This is a genomic window from Pseudophaeobacter arcticus DSM 23566 (assembly GCF_000473205.1).
In the GTDB taxonomy this organism is placed as follows: Bacteria; Pseudomonadota; Alphaproteobacteria; order Rhodobacterales; family Rhodobacteraceae; genus Pseudophaeobacter; species Pseudophaeobacter arcticus.
This window is the reverse complement of record NZ_KI421507.1, coordinates 1148549-1161554: the sequence shown is the minus strand read 5'-3', so window position 1 is coordinate 1161554 and position 13006 is coordinate 1148549. Positions and strand designations below refer to the sequence as shown.

Sequence of the window (13006 nt, the reverse complement as noted above, 5' to 3'; positions counted from 1 at the left end):
ATGCCTGCAACTTTGTCCATTATCTGTTCCCAAACCGACATACCAAAAGAATCACGGGAGGATAGCTGATGGGTTGGATGGCTGATGAAACGGGGCTGGAGAAAACCGCCGCAAACTATGCACCACTGACACCGCTGTCGCATCTGCGCCGGGCGGCCCATGTTTTTGGCGAGATTCCGGCGGTGGTCTATGGCACTCACCGCAAGACCTATGCCGCCTATTATGATCGCTGCACCCGGCTGGCCTCGGCGCTGGCGGGTATGGGGGTCAAGCCCGGCGATGTGGTGGCGACGCTCATTCCCAACCTGCCCGCCCAGGCCGAGGCGCATTTTGGCGTGCCCGCCTGTGGCGCCGTGCTCAATACCATCAACACCCGGCTGGATACCGACACGGTGGCCTATATCTTTGATCACGGCGGCGCCAAGGTGGTTCTGGTGGATACCGAATTTCTGCCCCTGGCCGAGGCAGCCGTGGCGCGGATGGAGGGCGAGCCTCCGCTGTTGATCGAAGTCCCCGACCCGCAGGCCGGGTTCCAGGCCACCGGCCGTCACCCCGCATACGAGGATGTGCTGGACACCGCCGAGCATGATTTTGAATGGATCATGCCTACGGACGAATGGGAAAGCCTGGCGCTGAACTATACCTCGGGCACCACTGGCCGCCCCAAAGGCGTGGTGTATCACCACCGTGGCGCCTACCTGATGACCATGGGCACGGTGATCTCCTGGCGCATGGTGCTGAACCCGGTCTATCTGGCGATTGTGCCGCTGTTTCACTGCAATGGCTGGAACCACACCTGGATGATGCCGGTTCTGGGCGGCACCCTGGTCTGCTGCCGCAACATCACCCCCGGGGCGATCTACAATGCCATCGGCGACCATGGCGTCACCCATTTTGGCGGCGCCCCCATCGTGCTCAACCTGCTGGTCAACGCCAAGGAAGAAGAGCGCCGCGCCTTTGACCACACGGTCGAGGTCTTTACCGCCGGCGCCCCGCCCGCGCCTGCCACCCTGCAAAAGATCGAAACCCTCGGCTTTCATATCACCCAGGTCTATGGCCTGACCGAAACCTACGGCCATGTCACCGAATGCCTGTGGAAAGGTGACAAATGGGATGGGCTGGACCATCAGGGCCGCGCCACCATCAAGGCCCGACAGGGGGTTGCCTTCCCGATGATGGACCACATCACTGTGCTGGATGACGATATGAAACAGATCGCCAAGAACGGCACCGATCAGGGCGAGATCGTCATGCGGGGCAACTCGGTGATGAAGGGCTATCTGAAAAACCCCGACGCCACCGCCGAGGCCTTTGAGGGCGGCTATTTCCACTCCGGCGATATCGCTGTGCAGCACCCCGATGGCTATATCCAGATCGCCGACCGGGCCAAGGATATCATCATCTCAGGCGGCGAGAATATCTCCTCTGTCGAGGTCGAAGGCGTGCTGATGGGCCATGAGGCGGTGAACCTGGCTGCGGTGGTGGCCAAACCCGACGACAAATGGGGCGAGGTGCCTTGCGCCTTTGTCGAGCTCAAAGAGGGCGCAGAGGTCGACGAGGCCGCTTTGATCGCCTTTTCCCGCGAGACCCTTGCCGGCTTCAAAGCGCCAAAGCGGGTAATTTTTCAGGAGCTTCCCAAGACCTCTACCGGGAAAATCCAGAAGTTTGAGCTGCGCGAGATCGCAAAATCCCTGTAGCCAAGCCCTCGTTTTAAACCAGGCCCCCTTTGCTGTTGCGAGTGGGCCTGGTGCCACCGTTTCCCCCTATCCCATGACTTGGTGTTTTCCGTCACGACATTGCCCAAAGGGTCGGTCAGGCGGAAAACGCTCCTTGCTGCGCTATGCCGCAAAGCTGGCAATGTGCACAGAGAGTGGCGCGGTTTCAGGCCAAACGCCGCAGCCGCGGGCCGACCTCATCAAACCCATTGCGCAAGTAGAAGTGCAATGTGCGATGCCAATCAGGCTGCTTTGGCGCACCAACCTCAAGACGCGTCCATCCCCGCGCCTGCGCTTGCTGCTGCGCATGATCTAAAAGCAACTGCGCAACCCCTTGAGACCTCATGTCAGGGCGCACGTAAAGCTCTGATATCTCGCCAAATGTGCCACCAGCATAGATTGCGGCACATTGGTTCAGCGTGATGACACCAACTGGCGCGCCCCCGGCATATGCTATGGCTGCACTCACATCCGCCCCCGCAAGCAACGCCTGAGCAATGTCAAAAACCCCCTGTTTTGCAGGCGCTTTCCCACCCGAAAGCTCATCAATCAGCGCATGTACAAAATCAGCAACGATCGCGGCATCTTCAACCCGCGCCGCCCGTACAAAAATCCCTGTCATCTCTCCGCTTTCTCTCACATCACAACAACACCCCTCACGTTACAGTAATTTGATCAAAAATACACAGTGATCTACACCCGCCCCGCGCCTGCCATTGCCGATCCGACGCGCGACCCTGGGAAAATCGCGCTATTCAAGGCCTTTGCTATGCAAAGCCATTTGCCGCCTGCGGCAGAGCCATGCTAGGCTTTTGGCAACGAAAACAGGCAACACAGGCAGGATGAATGACCGTTCTGAGGGAATTCGAACGACTTGAGGCTGCGGGCCTTTGGCGAGCGAGCCCAGACGCGCAGCGTCGTGACGTGATCATTTCGGTTGGCGATGCGACGCTCACCATCACCGATATGCAGGACCGGGTGCTGGCGCATTGGTCTCTGGCGGCGGTGGAACGGGCCAACCCCGGTGTATTTCCGGCCCTGTTTCACCCGGATGGTGACCCCGGTGAACAGCTTGAAATCCCCCAGGATGAAACGACAATGCTGGAGGCCATCGAAAAGGTCCGCACCGCGATTGAGCGCGCCCGCCCCCATCCTGGCCGATTGCGGGTGGTGAGCATCTTTGGCAGCCTGGCGCTGGTGGCACTGTTGGTGGTCTTCGGGCTGCCAGGATTGATGCAAAACCACGCAGTCAAAGTGGTGCCAGAGATCAAGACCAAGGCGATCGGACAGGCCTTGCTTGGCCGCATTGAACGGGTCTCTGGGCAGGCCTGCACCACCACCGAGGCCAACCCGATCCTGGCCAAACTGGCAGGGCGCACCGACGTGCGGCAACTGGTGATCATGCGCTCTGGCGTCGCCAGCAGCCTGCATCTGCCCGGCGGCATTGTCCTGCTGAACCGCAGCCTGGTGGAGGATTTTGAGGATCCGGCAGTTGCTGCAGGCGCGATCCTGGCCGAACGCGCCCGCGCCCATCTGCGCGATCCCCTGGCAGAGCTGCTGGAGGCCGGGGGCGTTCTTGCCTCGTTCCGGCTGCTCACCACCGGAGAGCTGACCCGCGAAACCCTGGATCTATATTCCGAGACCGTGCTGGCCGCGCCGCGCCCGGACTTGCCGGATGATCTGTTGCTGGCCGAGTTTGCCCGCGCCGCCATCCCCTCGACCCCCTATGCCTATGCGCTGGATGTGACCGGAGAAACCACGCTTGGCCTGATCGAAGCCGATCCGATGGCCGGTCGGGTGCTGGAGCCGGTGCTGAATGATCGCGACTGGGTGCAGCTGCAAAACATCTGCGGCTAGTGAGCCCGCCGGAGGGCTCTGGCGGAGGGTTCTGCCAGAGAGTTCTGCCAGTGTACCCCGCGCCCCAGTGTGCCCCACCGGAGGGCTCTGCCATACGGCTAGGTAGGTGGGTCGTTTAATACAGAACTCGACAGCCTGCGATTCAAGCCCACCTGCGGCCTCGCCCGACATTCCAGCCCCCAGTGATAAGCAAGTCGGGCATAAGCAAATCAGGCATGCGCAAATCAGGCGCGCGCAAGAAACCTGTCGCGAAGGCGCAAAGAACTTGCCCCAAACACTACCAAGCACCGGGACCAAGCTACGGGACCAAACACCAGGATGAGTGGCCGCTTAGTGACTGATCCGGGCGCCACGATAGCCAGCGGCCCGAACCTTGTTGAGCGCCTGTTCAGCTGCATCCAAAGTGCCAAAAGGTCCGGCCAAAACCACCTTATGGGGCACACCTTTGCGCGAAACAGAGCCAAGACGCACCGGTACACCGGTTGCAGCCAAGGAGCGCGCCGCCTGCTGCGCCTCAGCCGGATCAGCGAAGGTCGCGGCGCGAATATAGCGCGACGGGGAGGCCGCAGGACGGTCCTCCAGGGTTGCCCCGGGTGCCGAGCGGCTCGACAGGCGCAGCGCCAGCCCGCGGCTTGGGGCCCCGCCCTCAAATTGGTCCTGACGCGTGTTCCGGGCGGTCACAACCTGGCGGTCCAACGGCAGTGACCGAAGCCGACGTGGGGATCCATTATCCCAGATACCCGCCATCTGTGCATCGCCCTGGGCCGTGCGGACGCCCCGCATTGGGTTCATCCGGTCATCGCCACGGGCAACCAGCACATAGCCCGCAGGCACCTCTGTCTGGCTGGTCAGGATGGCCGGGCGCAGATCACGCTCGGCGCGGCGCAGGTTCAGACGGTCATCCTTCCAGGCTGGCTTGTACCCGGCTGGCGTGGTCAATCCCTGACTATGGCGCTGCTGCTGATAGACATGCACCGGCAGCACCCGCGTATTGGGCGTCAACTGCAGCGAGGACTGCGGGCCAATGCCGCTGCCTGAACCATAGCTGACAGGTGATTGTTTCTGCGGGCCGCAGCGCACGCCGCTTTGGTTGCTGTACTGCTGACTGATCGCCGAAGCCCCGGCACAGCCGCCCTGAGAAGAGCCAGTTGGCTGGTTGGAGGCCGTCGCACGGGGTGTGGCTACCGGGGCTGCAGGTACCGCCTGAATTCTGACCGGAGCCGCAGCTGTGGTGCGAGGGGTCTTGGGCGCAGGCGCAACCCGCGCCGTGGTGGTTTGCGGCGTACGCCGTACCCGCGTCGTGGTCACCACAGTGGGCGCCGGGGCGGTTGCGGCGGCTCTGCGGGGCGTGCTGGCGGCCGGGCGGGCCAGAGCAGGACGGGCAGTGGATGCAGCAGCAGTGGAGGCGGCACCGCCATTCAGCGTGATCTGTTCAGGCGCGGCGCTTTGTGTGGGCCGGGCGGTGGCCCCGGCAATAGCGGTCGGCTGATAGCCACACAGCTGTTTGCGATTGCGCGCCACCCGTGGCACCCAGTTTACATTGCCATCAATACCGGCCCGGATATAGACGCAGCCACGGCTGTCGACGAACTGTTTGCCTTTGAAGGAGGCCGGGGGAAACTCGGCGGGGGGGCTGACTGATCGCAGGGTCTGCGCCTGCAGCACCGAGGTTTGAGCTGTAACTGCAGCGGAGGTCGCAATGATGACAAGCGCGACAATTCTAGTTATTTTCATACCTGGGCCCCACAATATATGGGGTCAGGATGCCTCAATTTGTCGAATGAGTAAAGCCGCCTGTGGCAACAATATGGCGGCAATCAGACAAATAGTTGCCCGATTACCGCCATAGGGTAACTTGCCAAAAAGACGGATCTATTTGGTGCCGAACATCCGGTCACCGGCATCGCCAAGACCCGGCATGATATAGCCCTTGTCGTTCAGCTCACGATCCAGGGAGGCGGTCACAATCGGCACATCCGGATGGGCTTCTTTCATCCGTGCCACACCTTCTGGCGCCGCCAGCAGGCAGAGGAACCGGATATTGGTGGCGCCCGCCTCTTTCAGCAGATCAATCGCCGCAGCCGAGGAATTGCCCGTGGCCAGCATCGGATCCACCGCAATGACCATCCGGTCGCCCAGCTCCTTGGGGGCTTTGAAATAATATTGCACTGGCTGCAGGGTTTCTTCGTCGCGGTACAGTCCAACAAAGCCAACACGGGCCGAGGGCACCAGCTCCAGAACCCCGTCGAGCATACCGTTGCCAGCGCGCAGGATCGACACCAGCGCCAGCTTTTTACCGGCCAGAATGGGCGAGTCCATGGTTTCCATCGGGGTTTCGATGGTCTTATGGGTCACCGGCAGCTCGCGGGTGATCTCATAGGCCAACAGCTGGGTGATCTCATGCAGCAGGCGACGGAATTCAGAGGTCGAAGTGCCCTTGTCGCGCATCAGCGTGAGCTTGTGCTGCACCAGTGGGTGATCAACAACGGTCAGATGTTCGCTCATTTGGGCTCTCTCCTACAATGAATTCCATGATCTTTCAGCGCGGGTTTATGCGCGCGCGCCCTGTCAGGGCAAGCAGCTTTTTGATCTGGTGGTCAAAGAAAGCTGCGCCCCGGCCCCTGGGCCGGAACATTCAGATGCGCCGCAACCGAGGCGGCAACATCCACAAAAGCCCGCTGACCAATGCAGCCTGTGCCCCGCCCCGCCATCAGAACAGGCACCTGTTCGCGGGTGTGGTCGGTGCCGGGCCAGCTGGGGTCATTGCCATGATCCGCCGTCAACAGCAGCATGTCACCGGGATGCAGGCGCGGCAGCAGCTTGCCCAGTTCTGCATCAAACCATTCCAGCGCCCGGGCATAGCCCGCAATATCGCGGCGATGGCCATAAAGACTGTCAAATTCGACAAAATTGGCAAAGGTCAGACTGCCCTCTTCCGCCTGATCAATCGCCGCGGTCAGATGTTGAAACAGCTGGACATCGCGGCCCTTTTTAAGGCTATCAATGCCGGACATGGTGAAAATATCACCAATCTTGCCAATGGCATGCACCCTTTGCCCCGCCTCTTGCACCCAATTGGTCAATACCGGAGCGGGCAGCGCAATGGCAAAGTCACGGCGGTTGGCGGTGCGGGTAAACCCCTGTTCAGGCGTGCCGACAAAGGGCCGCGCGATCACCCGCCCGACCTTCATCGCATGCAGCCGTGGCGCCACTTTGCGGCACAGATCCAACAGGCGCTCCAGCCCAAAGCTGTCTTCATGGGCGGCGATCTGAAACACGCTGTCGGCAGAGGTATAGCAGATCGGCTGGCCGCTCTGCATATGGGCAGCGCCATGGCGGGCGATGATATCGGTGCCCGAGGCATGACAATTACCCAGGATACCTGTAGCGCCCGCTGCCTCGGCGACAAAATCTGTCAGCTCTGGCGGGAAGGCCGGGTTGGTGTCAGGAAAGTAACACCACTGCCAGGGCACCGGCAGCCCCGCCAGCTCCCAATGGCCCGAAGGGGTGTCTTTACCCTGGCTCACCTCAGCGGCGCAGCCCCAAAGCCCGGTTGGTGCCGCCTCGAACCCCGGCAGCGGCACATTGGACGCCAGCCGCAGGGCCGCCCCCAGCCCCAATGCTTCGAGAGTGGGCAAATGCAAAGGGCCTGAGCGCCCCTGCTCGGCCCGGCCCGCAGCGCAGGCCTGGGCGATATGCGCCAGGGTATTGGCGCCAAGATCCGGCAGATCGCCATTGTAAAAATCACTGGCATCCGGCGCGCCGCCAATACCAAGGGAATCCATCACCACCAAAAAGGCACGTGCCATCAGCCGATCCTTTCCTGTATCAGGTCAGGCACCACCGGGGCCTGCGCTGAAAGCGTCAGGGCGCTCCGCAGGCTTGCCTCGGCCTCCTGCGCCGCGCTTTCGCGGGCCGCATGGATGCGCGCCAGGCAGTCCCCCGCCTCGACCCATTGGCCCAGACGCACCAGATCCGACAGGCCCACAGCCGGGTCCACCTGATCGCCTTCGACCAAACGCCCGCCGCCCAAGTGGACCACAGCCAGCCCCAGTGCCTCACCATCCATCGCAGCGATATAGCCCGAACGCTGCGCTGTCACCTCGCGGATGACCGGGGCCACCGGCAAGTAGCGGTGCCAATGGCTGGCAAAATCATCGGGCCCACCCTGGGCCGCAACCATGCGGCCAAAGCGGTTCGCCACCCGCCCGCTCAGCAATGCCTCGGTGATCAGCTGCGCCCCTTCGGCCTCATCCCCGGCCAGACCGGCATGGGCCAGCAAGATACCAGACAGGGCCGCGGTGATTTCGATCAGCGGGCAGGGCTTGCCCGCGGTCAGCGCCAGCATCACCTCGGCCACCTCCAGCCCATTGCCCAGGGCGCGGGCGATGGGCTGGTTCATATCGGTGATCAGCGCCGTGGTCTGGCAGCCCGCCGCATTGGCGGTATCAACCAAGGAGCGCGCCAGGGCGCGCGCCTCTTCAATGGTTTTCATAAAGGCGCCAGAGCCGATTTTCACATCCAGCACCAAAGCCTCGGGGCTGGCGGCGAGCTTTTTCGACAGGATCGAAGCGGTGATCAGATCAAGGCTTTCGACCGTCGCGGTGACATCGCGAATGGCATAAAGCCGCTTATCCGCCGGCGCGATCCGCCCGGTGGCGCCAACGATGGCGCAGCCCACCTCTGCGGTAATCCTGTGCAGCCGCTGTTGCGAGATTTGGGTGACAACGCCGGGGATGGCCTCCATCTTGTCCAGAGTGCCGCCGGTATGACCCAGCCCCCGCCCTGAAATCATCGGCACATAGACACCACATTCCGCCAGCGCCGGCGCCAGCAGCAGCGACACACAATCGCCGACGCCGCCGGTGGAGTGCTTGTCCATCACCGGTCCGGGCAGGTCCCACTGCAGCACATCGCCGCTGTCGCGCATCGCCAGGGTCAGGGCGCGCCGCCCGGACTGGTCCAGCCCCTGCAGGCAGACCGCCATGGCAAAGGCCCCCGCCTGTGCATCGCTGACCTCGCCGCTGGCAAGCCCCTGGGCAAACCAGCTCAGCTCTGTCTCGCTGGGCTGCCCGCCCCGGCGCAGAGTGGCAATGATCGCACGCGCATCCATGGGGTTAGCTCCGCGTCATATGGGCGGCATCAAAGGCACCGGGCAGCAGATCTGCGATTGTGGTCTCATGTTCCACCCCGTCGAGCGTGCCCAGGGTCACCTTCACCGCGCCTGCGCCAAATTCCTTGAGCTTTTGACGGCAGCCGCCACAGGGGGGCACCGGCGCCGGGCTGTCGGCCACCACATAGACCTCTGCCAGCTCGCGCTCACCCGCGGCCACCATGGCGGCAATGGCACCGGCCTCGGCGCAGGTGCCTTCGGGATAGGCGACGTTTTCAACATTACAGCCCACATAGGTATTGCCCGCAGCGGTGCGCAGAGCCGCCCCGACCAGAAAATTGGAATAAGGCGCGTGGGCATTCTTACGCACGGCGAGGGCTGCTTCTTTCAGGGTCATAAATGGATCTCGCTAGATTGGGGCAACAGCAGGCTGCGTGGTTGGATCGAAAGGTAGCAGGATAGGAGAAAGCAGCGGCAAAGGGAAAGCCCCTATCGCCGCGCGCAGGCCGACGCGCAGTCTTATGCTCGGCCCTACGCCCAGTTTTTGTTCGGCCCTACGCGCAGTCCTCTGCCCAGTTCTAGGCCCTGCCCTGCCTCCTGCCCTGTCCCCGGCCCGGCGGCTATTCGCCCTGCAAAACCGTGGTGTTGAACACCCCCGGCAGGCTGACCTCCAACAGCTCCAGATCGGCAGAAGCGCCGCTGAGCCGCGTCTTCATCCCCGGCGGGATGACAAAGGCGTCGCCCTCTTCCAGCGGATAGGGATCGCGCCCCTCGCCCTCCAGCGTCACGGCGCCATTCATCACAAAGGTAAAGTGGATATCGCTGTCGTGGCTGGCCCAGACCGGATCCGCCCCGGCAGTACCCGGACGCACCACCTGAACCCCGGCAACACCTTTGGTATTTGTCGCAATGGTGGTGTCGCGGGCCTCAAATCCCGGCAGGCGAAACGGCTGCCAAGCGGCCCCCTCGGCCTGGTTGTAGACAAACCGCTGGCCCTGCCATTCGCGCTCGGGGCGCAGATGCGGCGTGGGCAGGGTCATCTCGTGGTCGATCTCGGTCACATGTTCGGCCGGCACGCCAATTTCGATCACCTGAACGTTGTCGCTGGCCTCCAGCACCCGGTGGCGGATCTCGGGCGGCTGAATAAAGCAATCCCCCGCCGTCAGGCGCATTTTTTCGCCCTGATCCTCGTAGACCACGTCAACCCAGCCATGGATGCAAAAGATCAGCTGAAAGCCAACCCGGTGGAAATGCACCATATCCGGCACCGGCCCGCCGTCAGGGATGCGGATATGGCTGGCGATGATCGACCCGCCCAGCCGATCCGGCACCAGATCCCGGTAGTGCATACCGGCACGGCCAATGATCCAGGGCGCCTGATCCTTGAGGCGGCGCACTACAAAACTATGCACTGTCTTTGGCATCACCAGCGGCGGGTGGCGCTCTTCGATCTCGACCCGCGTACCATTTGGCGCCGTCAGCAGCCGCTGCCCATTGGCAAAACCATCGGGATCGTCACATAAAATGCGCAGCGTTCCCGGCGCCTCGGTTGCGTCCTTGTCGATCCGCAGCCGCAGCCCATGGCCGGAAAACACCGCAACCGAAGGGTCATCCGCCGGGTAAATCATATCCATCTTCATTCCCAAGACTTTGGTGTAAAACGGAATATCCTCACGCAGCTCCTGCGTTGGCAGGCGCATCTCTGCTGCAATCTCGCTCATCTCATTTTTCCTTTTCCCCTGCTGCCCGCTGCTGCGCGTGTCATCGCAGGCCACATTTGGCACAGTTTCAACTACAGTGAGGCGAAGTTTTCCATTGCGCAAGAGAGTGCAGATCACGTTAGGGTAGGAAAAGCCTGTTCACCCGACGTCATAATTGGTTTAATGTTAAACTATACGTTTTTTGGGAGCCCCTCATGTCCGACACCCCTTCCCTGCGCGACGCGGCGCTGCACTATCACGAATTCCCCCGTCCAGGAAAACTGGAGATCCGCGCCACCAAGCCGATGGCCAATGGCCGCGATCTGGCACGCGCCTATTCACCCGGGGTGGCAGAGGCCTGCCTGGAGATCAAAGCCAATGCCGAGAACGCCGCGCGCTATACCGCACGCGGCAATCTGGTGGCGGTTGTCACCAATGGCACTGCGGTCTTGGGGCTGGGCAATATCGGCGCGCTGGCCTCCAAACCGGTGATGGAGGGCAAGGCGGTACTGTTCAAAAACTTTGCCGGTATTGATTGCTTTGACATCGAGCTGAACGAGAGTGACCCGGAAAAACTGGCCGATATCGTCTGCGCCATGGAGCCCAGCTTTGGCGCCATCAATCTGGAAGACATCAAGGCACCGGATTGTTTTATCGTGGAAAAGCTCTGCCGCGAGCGCATGGGAATTCCGGTCTTTCACGATGATCAGCACGGCACCGCCATCGTGGTCGGGGCCGCCGCCCGGAATGCGCTGCATGTCGCTGGCAAGAGCTTTGAAGAGATCAAGATCGTCTCTACCGGCGGTGGGGCTGCCGGCATCGCCTGCCTGAATATGTTGGTGAAACTGGGGGTAAAGCGGCAGAACATCTGGCTATGCGATATTCACGGGCTGGTCTATGAGGGCCGCAGTGAAGACATGAACCCGGAAAAGGCCGCCTTTGCCCAGGACAGCGATCTGCGCACCCTGGACGATGTGATCGGGGGCGCTGACATGTTCCTCGGCCTGTCAGGCCCCAATGTGCTGAAGCCCGAAATGGTCGCCAAGATGACCAGCCAGCCGATTGTTTTTGCCCTGGCCAACCCCAACCCTGAAATTCTGCCGGATCTGGCCCGCGAAGCGGCCCCCGATGCCATTATCGCCACCGGGCGCAGCGATTTTCCTAATCAGGTCAACAACGTATTGTGTTTTCCCTTCATCTTTCGCGGGGCGCTGGATGTGGGCGCTTCGGAGATCAACGATGAGATGCAGATCGCCTGCGTCGAGGGCATCGCCGAACTGGCCCGCGCCACCACCAGCGCCGAGGCCGCAGCCGCCTACAAGGGCGAGCAGCTGACCTTTGGCGCCGATTATCTGATCCCAAAACCCTTTGATCCGCGTCTGGTCGCCGTGGTCTCATCTGCTGTGGCCGAGGCGGCGATGAAAAGCGGCGTTGCCTCCCGCATGATCGACGACCTGGAGGCCTATAGGCAGCGACTCAATCAAACGGTGTTCAAATCAGCCCTGCTGATGCGTCCGGTGTTTGAAGCCGCCCGCGCCGCCTCCCGCCGCATTGTTTTTTCCGAGGGCGAAGACGAACGGGTATTGCGCGCCGCACAGGAGATTCTTGAGGAAACCACCGAAACCCCGATCCTGATTGGCCGCCCCGAGGTGATCGAGGCGCGCTGTGAAAAGATGGGCCTGCGCATCCGTCCCGGCAGCGACTTTCAGATCGTGAACCCGGAAAATGATCCGCGTTATTATGACTATTGGAACAGCTACCATCAGCTGATGCAGCGCCAGGGGGTCACCCCCGATCTGGCCAAGGCGATCATGCGCACCAATACCACGGCAATTGGCGCCATCATGGTGCATCACAATGAGGCCGACAGCCTGATCTGCGGCACCTTTGGCGAATATCGCTGGCATCTGAACTATGTGAATCAAGTGCTTGGCGGCAATGGCTTTGAACCACACGGCGCGCTGTCGATGATGATCCTTGAAGATGGGCCGCTGTTCATTGCTGACACTCAGGTCAGAATCGAACCAACGCCGGAACAGATTGCCCAGACCGTCATGGGCGCCGCCCGCCATGTGCGCCGCTTTGGCATCGAGCCTCAAATCGCGCTCTGCTCGCAGTCTCAGTTTGGCAATATCGCCTGTGATACAGGCAGCCGGCTGCGCGCCGCCATCGCGATCCTCGATGCCAATCGCTGCGATTTCACCTATGAAGGCGAGATGAACATCGACACTGCGCTGGACCCTGAACTGCGCGACCGCATCTTCCCCAATTCACGCCTGCAGGGCGCCGCCAATGTGCTGGTCTTTGCCCATGCTGACGCCGCCTCTGGGGTGCGCAACATTCTGAAAATGCGCTCCGATGGTTTGGAGGTTGGCCCAATCCTGATGGGTATGGGCAACCGCGCCCATATCGTCAGCCCAGCGATCACGGCGCGGGGTCTGTTGAACATGGCCGCTATCGCCGGCACCCCTGTGGCGCAATATGGCTAGGTCATTCGACCCTGGGGAGGCCGGTTTGCCTCCCCCTGCCCCGCGCGCCGTTTAGGGCGCGGGTTGGTCAAAACCCTACAGGATCCGATAGAGGCTGCGATCAAGGCCAGCCCCATAGGAAAATAGGCGCCC

At 61.8% G+C, this 13006-nt stretch carries 10 protein-coding genes; 3 read left to right on the top strand and 7 right to left on the bottom strand.

What is annotated here, in order from left to right; all coding sequences use genetic code 11:
* Positions 1–68 precede the first annotated feature (68 nt).
* A complete protein-coding gene (locus ARCT_RS0109455; protein ID WP_027239854.1) occupies positions 69–1697 on the top strand; it encodes an AMP-binding protein in 1629 nt (542 codons plus the stop codon).
* A gap of 184 nt (positions 1698–1881) precedes the next feature.
* On the opposite strand, the gene ARCT_RS0109450 is transcribed toward ARCT_RS0109455, so the two are convergent.
* Positions 1882–2337, bottom strand: a complete 456-nt coding sequence (locus tag ARCT_RS0109450) for a GNAT family N-acetyltransferase (protein WP_027239853.1) — start codon at positions 2335–2337, stop codon at positions 1882–1884.
* 224 nt (positions 2338–2561) lie between these two features.
* On the opposite strand from ARCT_RS0109450, the gene ARCT_RS0109445 reads away from it, so the two are divergent.
* Positions 2562–3572 carry a hypothetical protein gene (locus ARCT_RS0109445; RefSeq protein ID WP_027239852.1) on the top strand — a complete coding sequence of 337 codons (1011 nt, stop codon included), beginning with the start codon at positions 2562–2564 and terminating at the stop codon, positions 3570–3572.
* A 330-nt stretch (positions 3573–3902) separates the two neighbouring features.
* Here ARCT_RS0109445 and ARCT_RS0109440 read toward each other — a convergent pair whose 3' ends face one another.
* From ARCT_RS0109440 to ARCT_RS0109415, 6 genes are all read right to left on the bottom strand, one after another.
* A complete protein-coding gene (locus tag ARCT_RS0109440; RefSeq protein WP_027239851.1) occupies positions 3903–5306 on the bottom strand; it encodes an SPOR domain-containing protein in 1404 nt (467 codons plus the stop codon).
* 138 nt (positions 5307–5444) lie between these two features.
* Positions 5445–6077, bottom strand: a complete 633-nt coding sequence (gene upp / locus ARCT_RS0109435; protein ID WP_027239850.1) for a uracil phosphoribosyltransferase — start codon at positions 6075–6077, stop codon at positions 5445–5447.
* A gap of 92 nt (positions 6078–6169) precedes the next feature.
* A complete protein-coding gene (locus ARCT_RS0109430) occupies positions 6170–7381 on the bottom strand; it encodes a phosphopentomutase (RefSeq protein WP_027239849.1) in 1212 nt (403 codons plus the stop codon).
* The gene (locus tag ARCT_RS0109425) at positions 7381–8685 is read right to left on the bottom strand and encodes a thymidine phosphorylase (protein WP_027239848.1); all 1305 of its coding nucleotides are present in this window, start codon (positions 8683–8685) and stop codon (positions 7381–7383) included. Before ARCT_RS0109425 ends, ARCT_RS0109430 begins: the two co-directional genes overlap by 1 nt.
* Positions 8686–8689: 4 nt before the next feature.
* Positions 8690–9082 (bottom strand): cytidine deaminase, encoded by a 393-nt coding sequence (locus ARCT_RS0109420; protein ID WP_027239847.1) that lies wholly within the window; start codon positions 9080–9082, stop codon positions 8690–8692.
* A 223-nt stretch (positions 9083–9305) separates the two neighbouring features.
* Positions 9306–10406: a cupin domain-containing protein gene (locus ARCT_RS0109415; protein ID WP_027239846.1), complete on the bottom strand. Its 1101-nt coding sequence runs from the start codon at positions 10404–10406 to the stop codon at positions 9306–9308.
* Between the two features lie 194 nt (positions 10407–10600).
* Between ARCT_RS0109415 and ARCT_RS0109410 the strand changes: the two genes are divergently transcribed.
* Entirely contained in the window at positions 10601–12874 is a 2274-nt protein-coding gene (locus ARCT_RS0109410; RefSeq protein ID WP_027239845.1) for an NADP-dependent malic enzyme, read from the top strand.
* Positions 12875–13006 lie beyond the last annotated feature (132 nt).

Excerpts from the sequence above, each read along its gene's own strand:
- ARCT_RS0109415 (WP_027239846.1), bottom strand. The coding sequence starts at position 10,406 with ATGAGCGAGATTGCAGCAGAGATGCGCCTGCCAACGCAGGAGCTGCGT.
- ARCT_RS0109450 (WP_027239853.1), bottom strand. The coding sequence starts at position 2,337 with ATGACAGGGATTTTTGTACGGGCGGCGCGGGTTGAAGATGCCGCGATC.
- ARCT_RS0109410 (WP_027239845.1), top strand. The coding sequence starts at position 10,601 with ATGTCCGACACCCCTTCCCTGCGCGACGCGGCGCTGCACTATCACGAA.
- ARCT_RS0109420 (WP_027239847.1), bottom strand. The coding sequence starts at position 9,082 with ATGACCCTGAAAGAAGCAGCCCTCGCCGTGCGTAAGAATGCCCACGCG.
- ARCT_RS0109425 (WP_027239848.1), bottom strand. The coding sequence starts at position 8,685 with ATGGATGCGCGTGCGATCATTGCCACTCTGCGCCGGGGCGGGCAGCCC.
- ARCT_RS0109445 (WP_027239852.1), top strand. The coding sequence starts at position 2,562 with ATGACCGTTCTGAGGGAATTCGAACGACTTGAGGCTGCGGGCCTTTGG.
- ARCT_RS0109455 (WP_027239854.1), top strand. The coding sequence starts at position 69 with ATGGGTTGGATGGCTGATGAAACGGGGCTGGAGAAAACCGCCGCAAAC.
- ARCT_RS0109440 (WP_027239851.1), bottom strand. The coding sequence starts at position 5,306 with ATGAAAATAACTAGAATTGTCGCGCTTGTCATCATTGCGACCTCCGCT.
- ARCT_RS0109430 (WP_027239849.1), bottom strand. The coding sequence starts at position 7,381 with ATGGCACGTGCCTTTTTGGTGGTGATGGATTCCCTTGGTATTGGCGGC.
- upp (WP_027239850.1), bottom strand. The coding sequence starts at position 6,077 with ATGAGCGAACATCTGACCGTTGTTGATCACCCACTGGTGCAGCACAAG.